This is a genomic window from Microvirga sp. GN3, from assembly GCF_055792825.1.
In genome coordinates this window covers 1-20,615 of record NZ_JBVVAK010000135.1, presented here as the reverse complement: position 1 = coordinate 20,615, position 20,615 = coordinate 1, and the positions used below count along the sequence as shown (strand labels likewise).

Sequence of the window (20,615 nt, the reverse complement as noted above, 5' to 3'; positions counted from 1 at the left end):
AGACGTAGGACAGGTCGGCATGGCCGTCGCCGCGGCGGGACGGGGTGCCGACCGCGATGAAGACCGCCTCGGCGCTCCTGACCGCCTGCGACAGGTCGGTCGTGAAGGTCAGGCGATCCTCGCGCACGTTCTTGGCGACGAGTTCGGCCAGGCCCGGTTCGAAGATCGGGATTTCGCCCCGGTTGAGAGCCTCGATCTTGGCCGGGTCCTTGTCGACACAGCAGACCTCATGCCCAAAGTCCGCAAAGCAGGCGCCGGAGACCAGGCCGACATAGCCCGCTCCGATCATCGCGACACGCATTTGTAATCCCTTACTGTGAAACTGTTGCTTACTCGACCTCGCGTTGGGAAAGACCTACACGGAAGCCGACCAAGAACACAATCTCTCACGTCAGAGACACTCACAAGGATTTCGGCTTTCCACTTTATCCTGTTTCACCGAGACACTTTTTCTCGATTCAATCATCCGCTGCCAAAAATATTATCGTGGCGCATGTGTTGTGCGTTTACAGGCTAACGCCCACGGCAGAGCCGGCCAGTTGCTATTCGGCTCCCGCTCGCAAGGTCAGCTTCTTAGTGATGATCCAGAGCCAGTAGCACTCGATTGAGAGTTTCTTTTAGGCATGCTGATGACGTGAGATCAAGGCGGCAGCCCACCATCAGGAGAAGTTGTATACACATCTGAACTATCTCGCTCGTAGAAGCGGAATAGCTCGGGATTTGGTTAACCTAGTTATTAGGGCACCTGGTCAATGTGCTTCGCAATTTACTTAGTTCCACAAAATGCCTGCCTTGTTCATATCCAGCGCATCATTATGCTTGCACTAATGTCACCTTTAGGGGAGAGGTAAAATCCGAAGAGTTCAGAAACCGAAATTGCCATGAAAAGCGACGACGCCGCAAGGGCTTCACTGGCCGACAAGCTCATCAAGCCTTTCCGAGATAAAGTAAATGGGGGCGCGGCAGACCACGGAGATGATGCTTGGTGGGTTGAAGATATGCTCGACAGGATTGAGCGTGCTATTAACCCCTATCTTACTCCGTCGCTGCAAGATGAATCCGCAACGGAGGAGCCGTATTCTCCCAGTGGGTCAAGCAAGTCAAATAGTGCCGCCCCCATCCCAAATGAGCCAAACGAATTGCTCCAGGCTTAGGGCGAGAACAGGGCTCGAAGCGAAGTGAGCTGAGACCCCTGGCGAAATCACGATGAACTTCGCCGGGGCTACCTAAGGCCGCGACCTGATACCTTCTAGCCCCTCCGCGTTCCCACACAGTTTCGCGCCAAGCATGATTGACCTGTGCCAGCGAATCCTCCTGCGCGCAATGCAACAAGTTCCCTCGTCACAAGATGCTGCTACTCTGACGGCTGGTGAATTGATCCAGTTTGTCCAGTGCTGCTCTACTTTGCTTAAGCATTCCTTCGTCAATGGAATGCTCAGCAAGGCTGGCGGTCAAACGGTCAAAGAGTTTATTGAGATCTTTTAAAAGTCTGCTTCCTTTTGCCGAAAGCTTTATCATGATGACCCTTCGATCCGCTTCTGAGCGTGTCTGAGTGATGTAACCGCGCTCCGTCAGACCTTTGAGATTGTACGAAATATTCGAGCCTTGATAGCTGCCTCGAACCATGAGGTCCTTCGCCGTAACTTCCTCCGGACCTATATTGAGCAGGATCATCGCCTGAACCGCACTGACGTCGGCTACTTTGAGCCGCGTAAGCTCAAGTTGTAGAACGTCGAGTGTGCGGCGATGCAGACGCTCTGCTAGGGCTATGACAGCAAGGTATTCTTCTTTCATTGTTGTTCACACATTACCTAGCTGATTTATAGGAAGGCATTCTGGTATAAGCCCGTTTTTATATTCAACCGGTGCGGGCTGTATATGATTTCCTACTTGAAAATTCTGTCACTATGTTGTGTCATGTCAGCGTTCCTCAAGGATCCGTTCTCCTTAAATCGGTCGTGCTTCTTGGATGTCACAAAAGCGCAGCTTGGGAAAGGTCGATCTCCGCTTGATCAGAGCACTCTTATGAGTATCCACCATTACGGTAGGTGAGTATCCACCATTACGGTAGGTCGCCACACAGTGGCGCTTATGACTCACCTCGGCCCATTTGAGTAGCTATAAGTAAGTATTCCTACGCATGTGAGAGGAATTGGGCCTACTAAACGCTTGAGTATCCCTTCCAAGGGCCTTCCACCCAATGATCACGCCTACGAAGCCCGTGAAAGTAACATACGCACCGCAGCAGAACCGACTTGGACCCCATAGCGGCGCAGATACTGAGAGGGAAGCACTCTCTCGCTTCCTTCAAGAATGGCGTTCAACCCTGTTGGGAGGCGCGTAGGGATTGCGACCAGCGGCACAAGGATGACGATAGCCGCTATTGCCTGCAGAACTGGCTGGCTCTTGCTTGCCGTGAGAGAGAATACCTGAGGCCGATTATTCTCGTTGTTGTGCCGGATGAAAATCACCAGAGTAAGAACCGTATAAAATATCGCGTTCAGGAGAGCGATGAAATAAAACCCCTGGGCGTTTGTTACGCTGCTGAGGACGAGTGCTGGCAGAGCCGATCCAACACTCAACACAACAAAGGGAAGCACGACGCGGACAGGCAGCGCAGCATCCGCCGCTGATCCTTTGGGCGTCACGCGAAACTCAACGGCAGCACCGGTCCACCAATCCCGGAGAGCAGTAACTGTTCCGATCAGAACCCACGGCCACCGGACGAGAGGGTAGAGGGCGCCTTCCCAGCTGAGTACTTTTGTCACCGCCGGCCGGCAATGGCCAAGACGAGCTAAGCGAATAATGACAGCTGTGAGTACCAGGGCAGGCGGTGCAGCGTGCAGGATAAAATCTGGGTAAGTAACGCCTGCAAGATTGAAATCAAACACGAGGGCCGCGACCGGCGTGACAAACATCGCCAACGATGTGAAGGCCAGAAGTGGATACCAGAGTTGGCAGAAGAGAAACTGAAACTTCAGGTGTAGCGGCAGCCTGCCGAACAGACTGGGCGTGTACTGCAGGAGAAGTGTCACCAAGCTGCGCGACCACTGAAATTCCTGGGTAACGAGATCTGCGAAATTTGCCGGTCCATCACCGTGCGCAATGGCATTCATGGCATGAACGCCACGCCAGCCATGCGCCGCCATAAACAAAGTCGTCGAGTGGTCTTCAGCCAACTCAGGGCCTAATCCGCCAATCTCTTTGAGCGCCTTGGTACGGACCGCATAATGCGATCCAATGCAAAGGGGAGTCAGAAGGCCCGTATATCCCGCCTGCATCGCGCCGTGCATCGGAGCCTCAATGAACAGACGGCTGCGCGCCGACCAGCTTGAAGCGGCGTTCTTATCGCAGATACTGGGCGCTGAGACGTACCCCACTCTCGGATCCGCAAAGGGCCGAAGCATCTCCTCCAGGTAGGTCGGATCTGGCACGTGATCGGCATCAAGTTGAGAGACAAAGTCGTAGTTCTCATAGCCGTAGTGATCATAGAAGAATGCGAGGTTGCCCTCCTTGCATCGCGTCCGCCGGGGCCAGGTCTTGCGATGATAGTCTTGACGATCCTTGCGGGTCGAGATTTTGACGCCATGCGCTTGGCACCAAGCTATTGTTTCCGATTGCGGATCTTCATCGGCAAGCCAGGTATCGTGAGGATACGTCTGACGAAGCATAGCCTCTAGGGTCTCACGAACGACTTCAAAAGGCTCGCTTGGAGCCTTCGTGACGACCATGGCGACACGAAGGTCGTGTGGTACCGAGAGGTCCGGGTTCGGCACCTTTCCGAAGTAGAACACGACGAAGAAGAACAACGGGCAAAAGGAAAGCCAGCCTAGAATGAGGCTGGCGAACACATAGCGGCCCGTGCCGATGTTGTGCTCAGGCTGGAACCACCACAACCAAAAAATCGCGAGAGCGATTAGCCACACGAGACCAAGCATGCCGAACACTAACTTGTCCGTGGGTCTCAGAAGCGGAACGAGAAACGACTCGCGCTTATTCGTCGCGAGTTCGGAGACGCGCATCGGAATCATAGTAGTACTCGGCCGTGGAATGACGCTCAGGCGGTCGCTTGGAGACGAGCAGACAGGTTTAGTCCGAAGTGCGGGGCCGCCGTCTCAATGATGGTGTTTATATCGGAATAGCGAGGCGTAAAACCCAGTTTCTCACGCATTAACGCGCCATCAGCGTAAAGCGCAGGAGGATCGCCCGGGCGGCGGTCGCGTGACACTGTAGGGACAGCGCGGCCGGTGATACGGGTGACCGCACCAACAATTTCGCGGATCGAAAGCCCAGTTCCCGTTCCAACATTCACGGCGAGACTATCACCTCCATCCAAGAGATAGCGCAGTGCAATCAGGTGCGCCTGTGCGAGATCACTGACATGGACATAGTCGCGGACGCATGTTCCGTCTCGCGTAGGGTAGTCTTCGCCAAACAATTCGAAGTTCTGAGTTACCCCCGAGGCCGCCATGAGGATGCGCGGGATCAGGTGGGTCTCAGGGTCATGTCGCTCACAGAGCTGTCCATCGAGATCTGCACCACAGGCGTTGAAATAGCGGAGTGCGACGTACTTCATCCCGGAGGTGTTCTCAAGGTCGCGCAGCATCATCTCACCGATCAACTTGCTACCTCCATAGGGATTGATCGGTTGTTGTGGGGTATCTTCTCGAATGGGAAGTTCTGCGGGTACGCCGTAGGTGGCGCAACTGCTTGAGAAGATTACCTTGTTGATCCCCGATGATTTGCATGTATCGAGTAGCGACAACGTCCCCATGACGTTGTTGCGGTAGTACAGAGCCGGATCGGCAACTGACTCCGCGACGGACGCCACTGCAGCAAAATGCATGACAGCAATTGGCTTGAACGAGTCAAGTGCTAGTTTCAGTCTTCCGCGATCAAGGATATCTCCTGTCACCAAAGGTCCCCAGCGGACTGCGTCACGGTGGCCTGTCGAGAGATTATCGTAGGTGACAGGGTCAAAACCACGGGCAGCCAGGAGCTTACATACATGACTGCCAATGAACCCTGCACCGCCGGTCACAAGAATAGCGTGGGGCATCACCTGGCCCTCACTTCGTGAATGAGTTCTTGCTCATCGTGCAGAGTAGGCTCTGCCAGGACGGAGTCGAAGTAATCGATCGTCTTCGCCAGCCCCTCCTGTAAGCTAACCCTTGGGACCCAGTCGAGGTGCCTTTTCGCCTGGCTGATATCCGGCTTGCGCTGCCGCGGATCATCAACCGGCAGCGGGTGATAAACGATACTGGACCGCGAACCAACCATGTTGATCACCATGGCCGCTAAATCGCCGACGGTGAACTCACCAGGATTGCCCAAGTTAACAGGGGAATCGACGCTGTCAGCGGATTCCATTAGTCGTATAAGGCCGTCAACCAAATCGGAGACGTAGCAGAATGAGCGGGTCTGCTTCCCAGAGCCATAGACCGTGATGTCTTCGCCGCGCAACGCTTGCACGATGAAGTTGGAGACGACTCGACCATCGTCCGGACGCATCCGCGGACCATAAGTGTTAAAGATACGTGCCACTCGCACGCACAGGCCATAAGTGCGGGCATAATCAAAGAAGAGCGTCTCGGCGCAGCGTTTGCCTTCGTCGTAGCACGCGCGTGGCCCAATCGGGTTCACGTTGCCCCAGTAGCTCTCCTGTTGAGGATGGACATGCGGATCACCGTAGATCTCCGACGTAGAAGCCTGCAGCACGCGAGCGTTGGACTTGCGTGCAACCTCCAGAACATTCAACGCACCAAGAACACAGGTCTTCGTTGTCTGAATTGGGTCGGCTTGGTAGTGCGGCGGAGAAGCAGGGCACGCCAGGTTATAGATCTCGTCGAACGTGCCTAAGTCGAAGGGAAGCGCGATGTCGTGCTCTACGACTGTAAGATCGTTGCGGTCGCCCAAGTGTTGAAGATTATGGTGCGCACCGGTGCTGAAGTTATCGAGGCACAGAACGCTGTGGCCAGCGCCAAGGAGGCGTTCCACTAGGTGGGACCCTAGGAATCCAGCGCCGCCGGTGACCAGGATGCGCTTTCCTTTCGGGGCGCCTGTGGAAAAGTCCGTCGAGGAGGAAGCAAATGAGGCATGGAGCCTTTGCTGCCGAAAGTGCGATGGGCTGCCGCTGCTCATGATGTTGCCCTAGCAAGAGGAGAGGGGAGGTCTGTAAGGTCGGCGGGCGGTGACGTTGGCCACAGTCAGCCTTCCTCTGCGGCAGCTCATAGCGCACCTTCACATTTTAGTAAAATTTTATTTAATTTTTCTTAAAATCGCTTGATAGCGCTCGGCGCTCGCACTAGCTTGTCGGCTAACGCGTGATGATCACGCACGTCTGTGTTCTCATTATGGGAGGTGAACAATGTTCCGTTCATTCGGAATCGCTCTTGTGGGCAGCGTGGCGCTTCTTGCTTCATCTGTCAGCGCCTTCGCCCAAGCTAATCGTGGCCCACAGTGCACCCCTCCTGTGCAAAACATGAGCCTCTACGATAACTGCCGACTGGTCTCTCTCCAGACGGGGATGGTCTGCCGTTGCGATGTTCGTCAAAAAACTGCGCATCGTTCACCGGTATGGCTGGCTGCGGTCCGTGGCGCTGCTAGCAACCGGAACACTCCAGTTGCAACGGCAGTTCCCGCTCTAACGCAGCCGATCACGGGGCTCGGACGATCGGACGAGCGCGTGCTGACCGAGGGCGAACTTAGACAAATCTACAGTGGCAAGACTTGGGTCTGGTCTGATGGAGGCGGATATTTCGACTCTAGCGGCTCATTCTTTGCGGCCGTCGGCAGCACCCCGACATCGGCGTTCCTTGCTCGAGGAAGGTGGATGGCAGGCAGTCAAGGCGAACTGTGCTTTCAGGCGCTCTGGAACGGGCAAATTGGCAAGAACGCGGAAACGACCTGCTTCTACCACAAGGTGGCGAATGGGGACATCCTGCAGAAGAAGGGGCAGGATGGTGAATGGTACACGTTCAGAAACGCGCGTCTTCGCCCGAAAGACGAATTCCGTAAGATCGTCATAGGCAATCGTATCAGCGACAAGATGAGCAGCATCCGATCAAAATTCCTGTACGGCGTCATTATGTGATGCACGATCTGACACATCGCTACTCAGTGGATCCGGCTGGGCTCCTCAAGGGCACTCTGGCACCGCAATCGGCGACACGCAGCACAAGCCCAAGATAAGAACATGAATTCCCTTCCTAAATTAACTATCTCAGCGCTATCTACATTCTGGTGCGTGTTCGTGGTTGCTGGTCAGTCAGCAATTGCTGATTCTGGTACCAAGACAGGTGCGAAGGCGCCAACGCCGAAGGAAGTCTCATCAGGGCGTCCAATGTCTGCCACAGAGTTGCGCCGCCTATATAGCGGCAAAACCTGGCTATGGGAGAGCGGGGGCGGTTACATGGATCCGAGCGGCCGCTTCGATGCGGTGTCGGGCAGCAATCGCGCTCAAGCCACTATGACAAATGGCAAATGGCGTACAAGCAGCAAGGGACGAATGTGCTTCCAAGGCATATGGATGACGCAGTCCGGTAAGAGTCGCTCCGAAACCTGCTTCACGCATTATGTCTGGGGCGAGGTGATTTACCAGCGGCGGGAGCCCAATGGCGCCTGGTATGCGTTCAAGCGTTCCCCTGTCGGCGAAGCAGACGAGTTCAACAAGATCGTTGACGGTAACCGTGTGGCAGCCCTGCTGCGGTCGCAACAGGCGTCGTCTGACCAGAAGCGGAAGTGAAAGTCCATCATCCGTGCTTCACGTGAGGCTATCCCAATGAAACTCGAGCTTGGACTTGTCGCCCTCGCCTGTGTTCTGTTATCGGCTAATGTTCAATGGAGCGCCCAAGCCGACGGAGCTCCGGCGCACCCCAAACTTGGAGTCTACGATCCCCATCAACTTCTCAAAGACGAACGGGATATCTCCATCGAACATGCCTTCGTGTACTGGCAGGTATTCGACTCGGACCAGTTCAAGACATTCGCAGCCAATGCTATACAGCGTGGCCGGCAAATCATGGTGACGGTGGAGCCCTGGACGCGCGCCGCAAATTGGAAGGACGGACGCGAGTCTCTCCTGTCAGACGTTCGAAATGGAGCATTCGACAAGGAAATCAAATCGATCTGTCATGCAATCGGCAGTGCTGCTGCTCCAGTGATGGTGAGCTGGGGCCACGAAATGGATGAGCAAGAAGGTCGCTACCCGTGGGCCAATCAGGAGCCGGAGACATACAAGAGCGCTTACCGGTACTTTGTCGATCAATGCAAGCCCTATGCGCCGAATGTTCGCTTCGGATGGACCCCAAAAGGGGAGGAGACCATGGGGGCCTATTATCCCGGCGACACATACGTAGATTTCATTGGGCTCACTCTTTTCGATGCACAGGCCTGGAATCGTGATCACCGGGATTGGCGCAGTTTTGAAGACAAGTTCGGATCCCTGCACGCCCGCGTCGCGGACAACGGGAAGCCGATCGTTCTCGCGGAGTTCGGCGTCGAGGGCGACGACGAGTACCGGGAGGCTTGGCTCTCCTGCGCTCGAGAGCGGCTTGGAAAATTCGATCGCATCGAAGCGATTGTCTACTTCAACGACAGAGAAACATGGCGCTGGCCCAAACCCTATGGCCATCCTGATTGGCGGATCGCGAACAGCGACTTCTTCCGGTGTCGCCCTAGGATGATGTCTGCACTCACGCAGCTCAAATCAGAGCCGCCTGCCGCCTTGGCCGGCTCAAGTGCGCGCTAGCCAGCGGTCCCAATTGCAGCGATAACAAAAAGGCCCGGGGTGACCCGGGCCTTTCGTGAGCGCGTGACGCGCTGGGTCTTAGTAGGTGCCGAGGCGGAAGTTCAGACCCGCACGGATCACGCCGAACTCGGCATCGTCGTCGAAGCCCAGGATGCTGTTGTCGTCCTGATCGAGGTTAACGTACAGGCCTTCGACCTTGGCCGACAGGTTGTTGGTGAAGGCGTACTCGAGACCACCACCGACGGTCCAGCCGGTAGCATCGTCCGCGAAGGCGAAACCACCGGTGGCGTAGATCAGGGCGCGGTCGAAGGCCACACCGGCGCGAGCGCGCACCGTGCCGAACCAGTCGCTGCGATCGAAGCCGACAACCGTGCCGTCAGCGAGGATGAGGTCATCATCACCACCGAAGTCGGCGTACTGGATGTCGCCTTCGAGACCGACCACGAACGAACCGATCTGGTAGTTGTAGCCAGCCTGGGCGCCGCCGACGAAGCCGCCCTCGTCGTTCAGGTCGAAACGACGGCCATCAAGCGTCGTGATGCTGTCATTGGTGTTCCAGCCGTAGCCGGCGTTCACACCGACGTAGAAGCCGGTCCAGGTGAAGACCGGAACAGCAACTGGAAAATCTACCGTCCGGGCTGGGAGATCGGCGGCAGAAGCGCTAGCGGTCAGGCCGAGGAGGGTCGCGGTGGTAAGCAGCAGGGCTCTCATGTCGTGTTCTCATTGAAAATCGATGCCCACCTCAAGTATTTGGTTAACCTTAATAAAAGGTAACATAAATGGCAGATGCGGCCCGGCTGCGCTCTCGGGTCATGGCGCCAGGATGGGATAGGGAGGCAAAATTAACGATTTCTAGGACTACCGATTGTAAGCTTGTGACGTTTGTGGCCTAGTGGTGTCTAGAGGGAACTGACGCATCGAAGGCCGGAGCCATGCATCGGATTGATCATCCTGAGAAGATTGGGATCAGTCTTTGGGACAAAGACGATCAAGGCACAGCCCTCAATGACGTCGACCGTGCCAACTTCAACTGGTACTACAATTGGGATTATCGGGCACTCTGGGACGTCGACATCGCGCCTGACCGCGGTCAATTTGTTCCGATGGTGTGGGATGAGACTTTCCTGACCGAGCAGGCCTTGGCGCATATCAAGACATCAGGGGCGACAACCCTGCTCGGCTTCAACGAGCCTGATGACCTTCGCCAAGCGCATATGACTGTGGAGCAAGCCATTGCACTTTGGCCCCAACTGCAGGCGACAGGGCTGCACCTTGGATCCCCTGCGACCACAAAGAATGGTGCCCTCGGTGCGGACTCTTGGCTCGGCCGATTCATGGCTGAAGCGGACAGGCAAGGCCTACAGGTCGACTTCATCACCGTGCACTACTATTCCACGGATGGGGATGTGGATGCCTTCAAGAACTGGCTCGAAGCTGTCTACAAGCAGTACAAGAAGCCGATTTGGGTGACGGAGTGGGTGCTTGCTGACTGGGACAACCCGGGTCGGTTCACGCCCTCCGAGCAAGCTGCTTTTGCGCGCGCTGGGACTGAGATGATGGACGACCTTCCGTTTGTTGAAAGACATTCTTGGTTCGCCGCATACGAGGGCGGCGATGGGTGGCACCTGAACAGCGGCCTTTTTGATTCCAGTAACGAACTCACGCCAGTTGGGCGGGTCTTTGCCGAACTTAATGGGCTCCTTGTGGACCATGTCATCGAAGGTGGCGCTATCAAAGGTATCTTAGATCAGAACTACCTCATCGGGACTGCTAAGGCCGACCGAGTTGTTGGGGCGAGTGGCCACGATCAACTCTTCGGCGAGGCAGGGAATGACACCCTGAGAGGGCAGGGGGGGGATGACATCCTCTCAGGAGGCTTGGGACAGGACAAACTTTATGGCGGCAAAGGACGGACAAACCAAGATGCTTTCGTGTTCGACACCAAGCTAACTTCCAAGGCCACTGCAAATAAACATAAAGACATCATCTCCGATTTCGGACCCAAATACGATGCGCTGTGGTTCGACAATGTATCCTTCACAAACAAGGCAATTGCCAACTTCCTCAAGGGCAAGGCTGCTTCACTCGCGACACCTGTCAAGATGAAGGCAGGCTTCTATCGGACAGGGGACAAAGCCCTGGATAAGGATGACTTTTTCGTTTGGAATCCGAAGACTAAGAAGCTGTACTGGGATGAAGATGGGTCTGGTTCAAAGGCGATGGTTGAAATAGCCACCCTCAAACTACAGAAGGGCGAGGGATCAACCCTGTCCTATAAAGACTTCTTCTTCGTCTAAGAGACAGAAGTGGTCATTAAAGAATTGATGTAGCAGACGCCTCCATACGGAATGGCCGATTAGCCTTGCACCCTTGTCTGACCCATACCCGCACCCCAGATGGTCGCTACTTCGTGGCGTGACAGAGTAAACATTCGGTGTGCGGGGATGCGGAAGCCCGGCTGAACGCCGCACGACCAAACCTTCGGCCTGGGCGCGAGCGGTCCATGACCTGAAACGGCGGCTCCGGTGGGAGCGGCAGCGTCAGGTGCTTCTCCAATTCAGTCATCAAATCCGCGATCACCGTGTTGTCGTTGCGCAGCCGCTGCAGTTCTGAATCGAGCATATTGGGTGTCTCCTGTGCCTTTCCGGGGACTGCCAGCTTCTGGATTTTGGATGCTCTGCTCCCGAGGCTATTGGGGCATGACAACAGTCAGGTAAGGCGCTGAGGGCTTCTCGTTCGCCCCGACCGGACCCAGCACCTGGTTCCTGATCGGCTTCAGACTCTTCAGGTAGCCGGCCAGGGCTTTGGCATCCTCATCCGTGAGCTTGCCGTAGGAATGGGACGGCATGATCGGCACGAGCTGGCGACCATCCGGTCTGACGCCGGTCCGCACCGCCGTGATGATGTCGGCGTCGCTCCACCGGCCCAGCCCTGTCTCGGGATCAGGGGTCAGGTTGGGTGGGTAGAAGATGCCGAGGCCGGGGATCTGGAAGCCGACTTCTGAACCGGCCAGGGGCCGCTGCAGATCGGGTTTGCCGAGGAAGGTGCCGGGCGTATGGCAGCCGGTACAATCCATGATGGTCACCAGGTACTCGCCGCGCTGCGTTTGGCTCTGTGCGAAGGCCGGCGGAACTGAGAGGCTGCATGCTGCCAAAGCGGGGAGCATAAGGATCTGTGGGGCGGTCGGTGATGGACCGGATTTCAGGGTCTGGCTATCACACCATGATAACCGGCCCACCAGATGAGGGCTGCCCCAGTGCGGCAGAGCTGCCCCACAATTCCTCATGCTCCCCCAGAGGGCCTGCAAGCCCCTCTTGAAACCCCGAAAAACCGCTCCTATCATCATTTGTGCCAAGGCCCTCAATGGCTTGGCGGATCGGGCGCTGGCAGGTGTCCGGCGCCCTTGTGGTTACGTTGCTCATTGGAGGATGTAGCTATGAGAACAGCGTTTGATTTCTCTCCCCTGTACCGCTCCACGGTCGGCTTCGACCGGCTGTTCGACCTGATTGACCAAACGGCCCGGCAAGACGCCTCGCCCCATTGGCCGCCGTACAACGTCGAGAGGATCGGCGATGATCAGTACCGCATCACGATGGCGGTGGCCGGGTTCTCGCCCGACGAGATCGAGATCACCCAAAAAGAGAACGTGCTGGTCGTGGCAGGCCACAAGCATCCGGAGCAGGAGAACGGGCAGTTCCTGCATCGCGGCATCGCCACGCGCGCCTTCAAGCAGAGCTTCAGCCTCGCTGACTACGTGAAGGTACGGGAGGCGAAGCTTGAGAACGGCCTGTTGACGGTCGACCTCGTGCGTGAGGTGCCGGAGGAGATGAAGCCCCGTCGCATCGAGATCGGGACCGGCGGTGCCCCCAAGACCATCGAGCACGACAAGGCAGCCTAACGGCTTGATCAGGGGTGAGGTCGACGCTGGTCAGGGATCGGCGCTGACCTCATCCGCTTGGCTCGAACTGAACAGACAAGGAGGATTCGTTATGAACATGCGCGATCTCATTCCCTGGGGTCGCAACGAGCAGACGACCCCGAGCCGCTATCGCGAGGAGGGTGACCCCTTCATGACCCTGCATCGCGAGATGAACCGGCTCTTCGACGACGTCTTCCGCGGCTTCGACATGGCTCCGCTCAGTAGCATGAGCCGGATGGCCAGTTGGCCGCATGTAGAGGTCATCGAGAACGACAAGGATGTCCGCATCTCGGCCGAGTTGCCGGGCCTTGAGGACAAGGATGTCGAAATCTTGATGGGTGGCGGCGTCCTCACCATCCGCGGTGAGAAAAAATCCGAGGTCGAGGATAAGGAGCGCGCTTTCAGCGAGCGCACTTACGGCCGCTTCGAGCGCCGCATCCCGCTCGCCTGGGAGGTCGAGGAGGACAAGATCGACGCCAGCTTCAAGAACGGCGTTCTGACCGTCACCCTGCCGAAATCGGCCGAGAGCCGCCCGGAGGTGAAGCGCATCGCGATCAATCGTGCGGGCGACGAAACCAAGCATTAGCGGCATGAGAGCCGGGCCCGGGCAAGCTGGTCGGCGGCCCGGGCCCCACCCTTTGCTCAATGGAGGAAGGACACCATGGATCCAGTGATCGTTGACCTGCAGCCTACCTATGACCCGTCAGCATCGCCCTCTCCACTGCAAGCCCACAGGCGAAGTGAGACGCCCGAGGCAAAGCCCCTGCCGTTCAGGGATCCACAGGAGGTTCTGATGCACCCTGGCTTGGGTATCGGCGCGAAGCGGGCCATCCTCGCGGCTTGGGTCTCGGATGCTTGTGCAGTGGAGAACCTGCCAACCTGGCGCAAGCTGCCCGGGACCGGTGCTCTCGTGGCGCTGGATGACATCCTCGACGCCCTGCGGGCGCTCGATGGCGGCGCGCACCACTAAACGGGGAGGGTGCCGTGACCACGTTCAACCCGCGCGACTGGCCCCGCCTGCCGGACTGGCTCGATCCGCATCAGGGCCGCCGCAACCCGCGGGAGATCAATCGGGAGGCGTTGGAACGCGGCTGTATGGTACTGGCTTTCTGCCTGTGCTTCGCCTCTCTCGTGCCGGTGCCTCTGATGCCGTTCGCGTTCGCCGGTCTGCTGTTTCTGGCTGGGATCGCCTCGCTCAGCCTGGCAGTCCTGCGCGGGGATCCGCCGCTGGCATTGCACCTGACCGCCTGGGACGAGGCGGCCCTTCTGTTCACGGTAAGCCTCGGCCTGTGCCTCTGGCTCGGGCCGCTCCCGGCCAGCTGAAATCTCTAAACCAACCATCATCGACTTGCACCTGGAGGAGTGCAATGGAGCAGCCGACCATCAGAATTGGACACAACGCGTTACCACCGCCTGTTCCGATCATAGGGCATAAATGGCTTGAGAGAGGTAGAAAGGGCGATCCCACCCGTCCACCTGACAGCTCGGATCGATCGTCCGACGTGCGGGTAGCGGGAGCCGATCCTGCCGAGATCGTGCCGTGGGCATCATGGCTGCGCGACCGCTCCAGCCGCCACGATGCTCCCTTCCTGCCGGATCTCGACCGGGCCTTCGTCAATCCAGCGTCCGTCTTCGGCGCGCCGGATGACGTCGTGCGCCATCCGCTTCTGACGATCGACTGCAAGCGCGAGATCCTCGGGCGCTGGGTGTGGGACGAGTATCTCGTCGACCTTGCCGACGCCGAGGGCATGCGGGCAGGCCAGCCCTCGCGCCTGGATGAGGTCAAGGCGGCTCTGCAGCTGGTCAACATGGCTCGAAGCCCCGATCCAGCGGCACCCGCGGCTTTTATCGTGCCGTACCATTGGGACGAGATCGCCCTGGCGGCTTAGGGTAGGAGAACCTGGACAGAAATCCGTTTCCCTTCCCGAAAGCTCATCTGGGGTGGTCCAAGGCTGTGCGTTGCTGCGACGGAACGGTCTGGCTGACAAGCAGCCGAAGGTGTATGGTGAAGCTGTTGCCAAGGTGGAGCGTGGCCATGACCACTGCCGCTCGCCAACACAGCCATCCCGTTCTCAAGGAGGCAGATCACAGCTGCTCTGCCCAACGCAAGCGGGCGCGGCTCCGTCACATCCATCCGCTCTCTCACGCACAGCATCTCGCTCTTGTTGAGGAGATTCGCGCGGGCCGCCGCTCGCAGCATATGCGGGAACAGCTTTCCGTCTTTCTGCCGCACCTGCGGAACTTTGCGCTGCATCTGACCCACGACCCAGTCCGGAGCGACGATCTTGTCCAGAGCACCCTCCTGCGCGCCTGGGCAGGCCTGGATCATTTTCAGCCTGGGACCAACCTGGAGGCATGGCTGTTCACGATCCTGCGCAACAGCTTCTACTCCGAGCACCGCAAGCGCCGGCGGGAGGTCGAGGACCCGGAGGGTGGCTTTGCCCGGCGCCTGATGGTGCAGCCTGAGCAGGAATCCAAACTGCTGCTGGACGACCTTCAGGAGGCGCTGATCCGTTTGCCCTCCGGACAGCGCACCGCTCTCCTCTTGGTGGCCGAGCAGGGCGAGACTTATGAGAACGCGGCGGCGCTCTGCGGGGTAGCAGTGGGCACCCTCAAGAGCCGGGTCAACCGCGCCCGCACGCAGCTTGCCACGATGTTGCAGATGGAGAACCGGCACGATCTCGGGCCGGATCGGCTGATGCAAGCCGCGCTCCAACATCTGAAAACCACCGACTCTATATAAACCCATCCCAGGTGCCGCCCCGAGCCGGCATCCGTTGTAATCTTCATCGCTTTTGTCCTGGAGTGCTGGCGCTTTGAGAGATAGCCGTCAGGCACGCTCTCGTGAACGGCGCGCCGTCGTCTATCGTTCGCTCGCGATGATCTTGAGTGGTGATCGTGTCAACAAAGGTCTGAACTCCCAGCAAGAAGTCCGCACTTAAGTTCGATTTCGGTCATCCGCCTCCTGTTGCAGTGTTATCGATGATAACAGGCGTCTCGAAATATTCGATCTGAGGGGCTACGCCGAAGCGTTTGGCAATCTGCTGACGCCAGTCCTCGGAGTACATCATCTCGGCAGCCTCCCGGCTTTCCCAGAGGTACACACCTCCTCCCGTCTGATCCGCGCCGTGCAGGTAGTATTTCCGAATGAGCCCAGGCGCCCCCCGAAACTGCGGGACAGAGTGCTCGTAGAGTGACTTCACATCCTCAGCTGAGAGACCCTGGGGCAGGGAAAAGCGCACGATCGCCGTGATCATGATCAGCTCCTGGATCAGATGGGGCAGAAACGCTCCAGTTGGGACGGGGGCTGATTATTGCTGAGAACCTTGCCGTTCGACGTGCGAGAACACACCAGCGCTTCGATCCACTTCGCCGCTGTCGCCTTGGAGCTCTGCTGGCATAACCCTCCCCATTTCGTATTGCTGCCCAGATGACGATGCGTGACATGCCACACCGCGCCGAGCATGCCACAAAGGCATGTTGGATACAGACACCTGTCAGGCCATGAGGATCTCAATGCCTCTTTCTGCCGTCCGCGAAACAGCGCGCCTGCCCAATGGGGTGATACTACCTTACCTCGATCAAGGTGCGCCCGACGTTCTGCCGGTGGTGCTCCTGCATGGGATCACGGACTCCTGCCCCTCATTCGAGCCCGTCATGGCCCACCTGCCCGGGACGCTTCGTATCCTGGCGCTCACCCAGCGGGGCCATGGCGATGCGAGCACTCCCGACAGCTATCGCCTCTCCGATTTCGCCGCCGATCTCAGAAGCTTCTTGGATCTGCTTGGCCTGAAGCAGGTTGTTCTGGTTGGGCATTCCATGGGGGCGGCAGTAGCCCAGCGGTTCGCGATCGATCACCCGGAGCGAGTCTCGCACCTCATTCTGGTAGGCGCCTTCGCGGCGCTAGGCCGAAATCCGGCGTGCATTGAATTTGGAACAGCCACGTTGGCGGCCCTCACAGACCCAGTGGACCCGGCCTTCGTCCGTGAGTTCCAGGAGAGCACCCTGGCCCGGACTTTGCCGGAGCCGGTGCTGGATGGGATTGTGGCAGAAAGCCTCAAGGTGCCGGCGCGGGTCTGGAAGGCGGCATGGGCCGGTCTGCTTGAGGCGGATCTCACGTCGGAGTTGCCCCGCATTACAGCACCGACTCTGCTGGTCTGGGGCGACCGGGACGACATGGCGCTTTGGACGGAACAGGACATCCTTCAGCATTCAATCCCGAGCGTCCACCTTGTGATCTTTGAGGGAGCCGGCCACGCGCCACACTGGGAGGAGCCGGAGCGCTTCGCCGCAGTCATGACCGGCTTTCTGGTCTCTGCCAGTCCACTAGGCAACTCAGCCGGATGATGTCTTTTGTGACCCGCTAGACTAGAGATCCAGAATCGGGAACTGGGACCGGTGATGGAACGAGAATTGCCCCTTAAGCAGACGGTCGACGTGGGTTCGACCGAGCGAAGCTTGGCACCTGGAAGCGTCGGCGGTAGGCGCTAGGCGTCATTCCGGTCACGCGCTTGAACAGGCGACGGAAGAAGGCAGGGTCCTCATACCCGACCCTCCAGCTGATCTCGTCGGCAGGCTCATCCGTGCGCTCGAGCCGGCGCTTGGCGTCTTCGATCCTCAGGCGCTGGACATAGTCGATCGGCGTGAAGCCGGTCGCTTCTGTAAAGCGCCGCTTGAATGTCCGCTCGGGGAGGCCCGAACGCCGAACCATTTCTTCGACGGGACCTGCGATGGAGAAATGGGTTGAAAGCCAGGCCTGCGCCTCGGCAATGGCAGCATCGCCGTGATCCCGGCGGCCTTGGAAGACGATGTAGGGCGCGAGCCCGTCGTGGTGCCATTGCAGAGCGAAGTAGCGGGCCACGGTCTGTGCCGCGGTTGCGCCAATATGCCGGGCGATCAGATAGAGCACGAGATCATGCCAGGTCATCGAGGCTCCGGAGGTGATGTACTCCTCGCGCTCTCCCGAGACCACCAGTACCCGCTCAGGGCTCAAAGGCACATCAGGAAACACCTTTGAGAATGCCTCGGCGTAGCCCCAATGCACCGTCGCCGCTCGACCGTTGAAGAGCCCGGTCTCGGCGAGCAGGAATATACCGGAGCAGGCCGAGCAGAGCAGGGCACCCTCGGTATGCATGCGCCGGGCCCAATCGACAATCTCGGGGTAACGGCCGGGCGTCCATCCGTCGTGCCCGAGCAGGACCGATGGAACAATGATGATATCGGTCGCCGCGACCTCCAAGACGGAGCGGTGCGCCTGCACAGGGACGCCGCTCGCCAGCGCCACGTTGCCCCGCTCGATAGCGACGATCTCGACAGTAAACGGCGGCGATTCAGGAATTGAGGGCTCCAGGCGGCCGAGCATGCGGAACGAGCCCAGCACATCGTAGATCCCGGTCAGGGTTGAGATGACCGCATCGGGGATGGCGACAAGACTGACGTGCAGCGGGCGCGCCATTTCCGGCATCGACGGGTCTCCTGGCATAAATGGACCGTTCCTGGCCAGTCTCGCACTCCCGGCCGCACCAGCCAATCGGCATCCTGACCTGGACTTGGGCGCAATGAGCGCGGAAGCGCAAGGATGGAGTGAACGATGACGATCAATCAGCAGAAGCTCGACACACTGGCCGGAAGTCTCCTCGGAGAGCTTTCGGCCGGCTACGGCGGCGTCATGGTCAGCCTCGGCGACAAGCTGGGTCTCTACCGTGCGATGGCCGGCGGTGGTCCGCTGAGTTCACATGAAATCGCCCGGCGCAGCCGCTGTAGCGAACGCTATGTCCGGGAGTGGCTCAACTCCCAAGTGGCCAGAGGATACGTCGCCTACCATCCGGCTTCAGCGACCTATGAACTCACGCCGGAGCAGGCCGCCGTCCTGGCTGACGACACGAGCCCGGTGTTCCTGCCGCATGCCTGGCAGGTGGTTGCCTCCATGTGGGCCGACGAGGCAAAGACACTCAATGCTTTCAAGTCGGGAGAGGGCGTGAGCTGGGGCGAGCATAGCGACCGCCTCTTCTGCGGCGTCGCCGCATTCTACCGCAACTGCTACAGCGCGAGCCTTGTCCAGGAGTGGCTGCCGACCCTCTCGGGTGTCACGGACAAACTCGAAAAGGGGGCCAAGGTCGCCGATGTCGGTTGCGGGCACGGTCACTCGACGGTGCTGATGGCCAAAGCCTTCCCCGAGAGCAGCTTCTGGGGCTTCGACGTCCATGAGGGGTCGATTGAGATCGCCCGAAGGGTAGCCCAAGAGGCGGGGGTGGAGGAGCGGGTCAGCTTCGAGGTCGCAAACGCCGACGAATATGTCGGCCGCGACTACGATCTCATCTGCTTCTTTGATTGCCTGCACGATATGGGCCGGCCGGTCGATGCGATGCGCCATGCAAGGACCGCGATGGCCAGGGATGGCGCGATCATGCTGATCGAGCCGTATGCGGGTGACCGGGTCGAGGACAACATCAGCCCGGTCGGCCGGCTCTACTATGCGGCTTCCACGACCCTATGCTGCGCTCACGCGATCTCGGAGAAGGGAACGCATGTCCTCGGCGCCCAGGCAGGACCGGGCAGGCTCGAAGGCGTGCTGAGATCAGCTGGGTTCGGAACCATCCGCCAAGCCGCTCAGACCCCGTTCAACCTCATTATTGAGGCCCGCCTGTAACCTGCTCGCTGGGGCTGAGAGGCATAGCTCGCAGCTAGCATCTATTGAAAAGATAGGAGTGTCCCATGGTTCACGTTGATGAGATCTGCGCCGGGCCGATTGGTGGCATCTACCTGCCTTCCATGGCCTGGGACCTGCTGCGGCGCGAGAAGATCCGGACCATTGACCAGCTCATGGCCAATGTTCACCGGCTCGAGGAGTTCGACGGCATTGATCCCAGCATGGCGCAAGTCATCCAGCAGGCAATTGCCTGTACTGCACTGTCGGTAGCGTGGACCTCAGGTGAACCGCTGCTGAGCCCATGGTGTGCATGAGCTAAGGGGGGCGTATGGAGCAGACTGGATCCGACAGCATGAGGCGGTGCGGACCACTCTGAGCACGTGATAGGAGCCGTCATTCACGGGGAGGCGAGCGCGTTAAGGTGGCAGGCTCCCAAAAACGGCCTCACGGGCGGCATTCTACAAATATTTGTGCTCTCCATCTCGACGCCCTAACTTTTAATCAGAGGGTCCTGGGTTCGAGTCCCAGTGCGCTCACCACCTCAAACCCTTATACCGGCAAGGGTTTTACAACTTGCCTGTGTCTGCATTCCCCGCCCTTGTTTGCTACGGGTAACACCAGGGGTAACAGCAGACAAACTTCATGCAATCGGCAGCAACCCCGCCTCACATCGCGCTGGGCTGACAAACGTCCGCGATGTGGGGACAAGCTGACCTTCACACAGACATCCCGATAGGCCGGTTTTGACCCTGGTTGTGTCAAAACGCTGGCGGCGGGACAAGGCAGGCAGTGGTAGGATTGCCCGGCACTGTTTGGGGGATCCGATGAGACGCTTTGTTGAAGGCGTGGATCGCAGCCAGAGCACGCTGTTTCCCGAACGCCTGGATGACTGGATCGGCGAAGACAACCCAGTCCGTGTCAGCGATGCTTTTGTTGACGGGCTCGATCTACGCAGCCTCGGCTTTGACGGTGTCGTGCCCGAAGCCACAGGCCGCCCGTCGTACCATCCCGCCATCCTGCTCAAGCTGTACATCTACGGCTATCTCAACCGGGTGCAGTCGAGCCGGAGGCTGGAACGGGAGAGCCAGCGCAACATCGAGCTGATGTGGCTCACCGGCCGTCTGGCTCCCGATCACAAGACCATCGCCAATTTCCGCAAGGACAGCGGCCGGGCCATTGGCCTGCCCCCTGAGAAGTGGTCCTCCCTGATGTATGGCTTTCAAGCCGAATGGAGGACAAGCGAATGAGCAAGAAGAGACACACGGCCGAGGACATCGTCGCGAAACTGCGGCAGGTGG

The 20,615-nt window shown here is 58.6% G+C and carries 24 protein-coding genes, 1 tRNA gene and 1 pseudogene; 16 read left to right on the top strand and 10 right to left on the bottom strand.

Features of this window, described 5'->3' with window-relative positions; translation table 11 throughout:
* Window positions 1–301 (bottom strand): 3-hydroxyacyl-CoA dehydrogenase NAD-binding domain-containing protein (locus tag ACS5Q1_RS37050; protein ID WP_473098798.1); only part of this gene is annotated, 301 nt, incomplete at its 3' end.
* A 580-nt stretch (window positions 302–881) separates the two neighbouring features.
* Here ACS5Q1_RS37050 and ACS5Q1_RS37045 point away from each other — a divergent pair.
* A complete protein-coding gene (locus tag ACS5Q1_RS37045; protein ID WP_473102940.1) occupies window positions 882–1,154 on the top strand; it encodes a hypothetical protein in 273 nt (90 codons plus the stop codon).
* 187 nt (window positions 1,155–1,341) lie between these two features.
* Here the strand turns inward: ACS5Q1_RS37045 and ACS5Q1_RS37040 are convergent, their stop codons facing one another.
* From ACS5Q1_RS37040 to ACS5Q1_RS37025, 4 genes are all read right to left on the bottom strand, one after another.
* Entirely contained in the window at window positions 1,342–1,794 is a 453-nt protein-coding gene (locus ACS5Q1_RS37040) for a MarR family winged helix-turn-helix transcriptional regulator (RefSeq protein WP_473102939.1), read from the bottom strand.
* 416 nt (window positions 1,795–2,210) lie between these two features.
* The gene (locus ACS5Q1_RS37035) at window positions 2,211–4,031 is read right to left on the bottom strand and encodes a glycosyltransferase family 2 protein (protein WP_473102938.1); all 1,821 of its coding nucleotides are present in this window, start codon (window positions 4,029–4,031) and stop codon (window positions 2,211–2,213) included.
* A gap of 26 nt (window positions 4,032–4,057) precedes the next feature.
* Entirely contained in the window at window positions 4,058–5,062 is a 1,005-nt protein-coding gene (galE, locus tag ACS5Q1_RS37030; RefSeq protein WP_473102936.1) for a UDP-glucose 4-epimerase GalE, read from the bottom strand.
* Window positions 5,059–6,141, bottom strand: a complete 1,083-nt coding sequence (locus tag ACS5Q1_RS37025; RefSeq protein WP_473102935.1) for a UDP-glucuronic acid decarboxylase family protein — start codon at window positions 6,139–6,141, stop codon at window positions 5,059–5,061. The genes galE and ACS5Q1_RS37025 overlap by 4 nt, the downstream gene beginning before the upstream one ends.
* Window positions 6,142–6,367: 226 nt before the next feature.
* Between ACS5Q1_RS37025 and ACS5Q1_RS37020 the strand changes: the two genes are divergently transcribed.
* From ACS5Q1_RS37020 to ACS5Q1_RS37010, 3 genes are all read left to right on the top strand, one after another.
* A complete protein-coding gene (locus ACS5Q1_RS37020) occupies window positions 6,368–7,093 on the top strand; it encodes a DUF995 domain-containing protein (RefSeq protein ID WP_473102934.1) in 726 nt (241 codons plus the stop codon).
* A gap of 102 nt (window positions 7,094–7,195) precedes the next feature.
* The gene (locus ACS5Q1_RS37015) at window positions 7,196–7,744 is read left to right on the top strand and encodes a DUF995 domain-containing protein (RefSeq protein ID WP_473102933.1); all 549 of its coding nucleotides are present in this window, start codon (window positions 7,196–7,198) and stop codon (window positions 7,742–7,744) included.
* A 36-nt stretch (window positions 7,745–7,780) separates the two neighbouring features.
* Window positions 7,781–8,749, top strand: coding sequence for a glycoside hydrolase family 26 protein (locus tag ACS5Q1_RS37010; protein ID WP_473102932.1), 969 nt, complete (start codon window positions 7,781–7,783; stop codon window positions 8,747–8,749).
* Window positions 8,750–8,827: 78 nt separating this feature from the next.
* On the opposite strand, the gene ACS5Q1_RS37005 is transcribed toward ACS5Q1_RS37010, so the two are convergent.
* Window positions 8,828–9,460, bottom strand: a complete 633-nt coding sequence (locus tag ACS5Q1_RS37005; protein ID WP_473102931.1) for an outer membrane protein — start codon at window positions 9,458–9,460, stop codon at window positions 8,828–8,830.
* A gap of 221 nt (window positions 9,461–9,681) precedes the next feature.
* Between ACS5Q1_RS37005 and ACS5Q1_RS37000 the strand changes: the two genes are divergently transcribed.
* Window positions 9,682–11,046, top strand: a complete 1,365-nt coding sequence (locus ACS5Q1_RS37000; RefSeq protein ID WP_473102930.1) for a glycoside hydrolase family protein — start codon at window positions 9,682–9,684, stop codon at window positions 11,044–11,046.
* A 106-nt stretch (window positions 11,047–11,152) separates the two neighbouring features.
* Here the strand turns inward: ACS5Q1_RS37000 and ACS5Q1_RS36995 are convergent, their stop codons facing one another.
* Together ACS5Q1_RS36995 and ACS5Q1_RS36990 are read right to left on the bottom strand one after the other, a co-directional pair.
* Complete coding sequence (locus ACS5Q1_RS36995) at window positions 11,153–11,371, bottom strand: hypothetical protein (protein WP_473102929.1); 219 nt, start codon at window positions 11,369–11,371, stop codon at window positions 11,153–11,155.
* 67 nt (window positions 11,372–11,438) lie between these two features.
* Complete coding sequence (locus tag ACS5Q1_RS36990) at window positions 11,439–11,915, bottom strand: c-type cytochrome (protein ID WP_473102928.1); 477 nt, start codon at window positions 11,913–11,915, stop codon at window positions 11,439–11,441.
* A gap of 270 nt (window positions 11,916–12,185) precedes the next feature.
* Between ACS5Q1_RS36990 and ACS5Q1_RS36985 the strand changes: the two genes are divergently transcribed.
* The 6 genes from ACS5Q1_RS36985 (at window position 12,186) to ACS5Q1_RS36960 (ending at window position 15,411) form a co-directional block, all read left to right on the top strand.
* Complete coding sequence (locus ACS5Q1_RS36985; protein WP_473102927.1) at window positions 12,186–12,647, top strand: Hsp20 family protein; 462 nt, start codon at window positions 12,186–12,188, stop codon at window positions 12,645–12,647.
* A 91-nt stretch (window positions 12,648–12,738) separates the two neighbouring features.
* Window positions 12,739–13,254 (top strand): Hsp20/alpha crystallin family protein, encoded by a 516-nt coding sequence (locus tag ACS5Q1_RS36980; protein WP_473102926.1) that lies wholly within the window; start codon window positions 12,739–12,741, stop codon window positions 13,252–13,254.
* 75 nt (window positions 13,255–13,329) lie between these two features.
* Window positions 13,330–13,638, top strand: a complete 309-nt coding sequence (locus ACS5Q1_RS36975; protein ID WP_473102925.1) for a hypothetical protein — start codon at window positions 13,330–13,332, stop codon at window positions 13,636–13,638.
* 14 nt (window positions 13,639–13,652) lie between these two features.
* The gene (locus ACS5Q1_RS36970; protein ID WP_473102924.1) at window positions 13,653–13,991 is read left to right on the top strand and encodes a hypothetical protein; all 339 of its coding nucleotides are present in this window, start codon (window positions 13,653–13,655) and stop codon (window positions 13,989–13,991) included.
* A 179-nt stretch (window positions 13,992–14,170) separates the two neighbouring features.
* Complete coding sequence (locus ACS5Q1_RS36965) at window positions 14,171–14,557, top strand: hypothetical protein (protein ID WP_473102923.1); 387 nt, start codon at window positions 14,171–14,173, stop codon at window positions 14,555–14,557.
* Between the two features lie 146 nt (window positions 14,558–14,703).
* Window positions 14,704–15,411 (top strand): sigma-70 family RNA polymerase sigma factor, encoded by a 708-nt coding sequence (locus ACS5Q1_RS36960; RefSeq protein ID WP_473102922.1) that lies wholly within the window; start codon window positions 14,704–14,706, stop codon window positions 15,409–15,411.
* Window positions 15,412–15,622: 211 nt separating this feature from the next.
* Here the strand turns inward: ACS5Q1_RS36960 and ACS5Q1_RS36955 are convergent, their stop codons facing one another.
* Complete coding sequence (locus ACS5Q1_RS36955; protein ID WP_473102921.1) at window positions 15,623–15,925, bottom strand: monooxygenase; 303 nt, start codon at window positions 15,923–15,925, stop codon at window positions 15,623–15,625.
* A gap of 259 nt (window positions 15,926–16,184) precedes the next feature.
* Between ACS5Q1_RS36955 and ACS5Q1_RS36950 the strand changes: the two genes are divergently transcribed.
* A complete protein-coding gene (locus ACS5Q1_RS36950; RefSeq protein WP_473102920.1) occupies window positions 16,185–17,015 on the top strand; it encodes an alpha/beta fold hydrolase in 831 nt (276 codons plus the stop codon).
* Between the two features lie 73 nt (window positions 17,016–17,088).
* Here ACS5Q1_RS36950 and ACS5Q1_RS36945 read toward each other — a convergent pair whose 3' ends face one another.
* Window positions 17,089–18,132, bottom strand: coding sequence for a GlxA family transcriptional regulator (locus ACS5Q1_RS36945; RefSeq protein WP_473102919.1), 1,044 nt, complete (start codon window positions 18,130–18,132; stop codon window positions 17,089–17,091).
* A gap of 126 nt (window positions 18,133–18,258) precedes the next feature.
* Between ACS5Q1_RS36945 and ACS5Q1_RS36940 the strand changes: the two genes are divergently transcribed.
* The 4 genes and pseudogenes from ACS5Q1_RS36940 to ACS5Q1_RS36925 form a co-directional block, all read left to right on the top strand.
* The gene (locus ACS5Q1_RS36940; RefSeq protein WP_473102918.1) at window positions 18,259–19,317 is read left to right on the top strand and encodes a class I SAM-dependent methyltransferase; all 1,059 of its coding nucleotides are present in this window, start codon (window positions 18,259–18,261) and stop codon (window positions 19,315–19,317) included.
* A gap of 65 nt (window positions 19,318–19,382) precedes the next feature.
* Window positions 19,383–19,631, top strand: a complete 249-nt coding sequence (locus ACS5Q1_RS36935; protein ID WP_473102917.1) for a hypothetical protein — start codon at window positions 19,383–19,385, stop codon at window positions 19,629–19,631.
* Between the two features lie 95 nt (window positions 19,632–19,726).
* Window positions 19,727–19,856: transfer RNA gene (locus ACS5Q1_RS36930), tRNA-OTHER, on the top strand.
* A 285-nt stretch (window positions 19,857–20,141) separates the two neighbouring features.
* Window positions 20,142–20,495: pseudogene (locus ACS5Q1_RS36925) on the top strand (transposase); the annotation flags it as partial.
* Window positions 20,496–20,615: the final 120 nt, after the last annotated feature.

Bases quoted from the DNA above. Each gene is read 5' to 3' on its own strand.
- ACS5Q1_RS37045 (WP_473102940.1), top strand. From the start codon at position 882: ATGAAAAGCGACGACGCCGCAAGGGCTTCACTGGCCGACAAGCTCATC.
- ACS5Q1_RS37040 (WP_473102939.1), bottom strand. From the start codon at position 1,794: ATGAAAGAAGAATACCTTGCTGTCATAGCCCTAGCAGAGCGTCTGCAT.
- ACS5Q1_RS37035 (WP_473102938.1), bottom strand. From the start codon at position 4,031: ATGATTCCGATGCGCGTCTCCGAACTCGCGACGAATAAGCGCGAGTCG.
- ACS5Q1_RS37025 (WP_473102935.1), bottom strand. From the start codon at position 6,141: ATGAGCAGCGGCAGCCCATCGCACTTTCGGCAGCAAAGGCTCCATGCC.
- ACS5Q1_RS37020 (WP_473102934.1), top strand. From the start codon at position 6,368: ATGTTCCGTTCATTCGGAATCGCTCTTGTGGGCAGCGTGGCGCTTCTT.
- ACS5Q1_RS37015 (WP_473102933.1), top strand. From the start codon at position 7,196: ATGAATTCCCTTCCTAAATTAACTATCTCAGCGCTATCTACATTCTGG.
- ACS5Q1_RS37010 (WP_473102932.1), top strand. From the start codon at position 7,781: ATGAAACTCGAGCTTGGACTTGTCGCCCTCGCCTGTGTTCTGTTATCG.
- ACS5Q1_RS37005 (WP_473102931.1), bottom strand. From the start codon at position 9,460: ATGAGAGCCCTGCTGCTTACCACCGCGACCCTCCTCGGCCTGACCGCT.
- ACS5Q1_RS37000 (WP_473102930.1), top strand. From the start codon at position 9,682: ATGCATCGGATTGATCATCCTGAGAAGATTGGGATCAGTCTTTGGGAC.
- ACS5Q1_RS36995 (WP_473102929.1), bottom strand. From the start codon at position 11,371: ATGCTCGATTCAGAACTGCAGCGGCTGCGCAACGACAACACGGTGATC.
- ACS5Q1_RS36990 (WP_473102928.1), bottom strand. From the start codon at position 11,915: ATGCTCCCCGCTTTGGCAGCATGCAGCCTCTCAGTTCCGCCGGCCTTC.
- ACS5Q1_RS36985 (WP_473102927.1), top strand. From the start codon at position 12,186: ATGAGAACAGCGTTTGATTTCTCTCCCCTGTACCGCTCCACGGTCGGC.
- ACS5Q1_RS36980 (WP_473102926.1), top strand. From the start codon at position 12,739: ATGAACATGCGCGATCTCATTCCCTGGGGTCGCAACGAGCAGACGACC.
- ACS5Q1_RS36975 (WP_473102925.1), top strand. From the start codon at position 13,330: ATGGATCCAGTGATCGTTGACCTGCAGCCTACCTATGACCCGTCAGCA.
- ACS5Q1_RS36960 (WP_473102922.1), top strand. From the start codon at position 14,704: ATGACCACTGCCGCTCGCCAACACAGCCATCCCGTTCTCAAGGAGGCA.
- ACS5Q1_RS36955 (WP_473102921.1), bottom strand. From the start codon at position 15,925: ATGATCACGGCGATCGTGCGCTTTTCCCTGCCCCAGGGTCTCTCAGCT.
- ACS5Q1_RS36950 (WP_473102920.1), top strand. From the start codon at position 16,185: ATGCCTCTTTCTGCCGTCCGCGAAACAGCGCGCCTGCCCAATGGGGTG.
- ACS5Q1_RS36945 (WP_473102919.1), bottom strand. From the start codon at position 18,132: ATGCCGGAAATGGCGCGCCCGCTGCACGTCAGTCTTGTCGCCATCCCC.
- ACS5Q1_RS36940 (WP_473102918.1), top strand. From the start codon at position 18,259: ATGACGATCAATCAGCAGAAGCTCGACACACTGGCCGGAAGTCTCCTC.
- ACS5Q1_RS36935 (WP_473102917.1), top strand. From the start codon at position 19,383: ATGGTTCACGTTGATGAGATCTGCGCCGGGCCGATTGGTGGCATCTAC.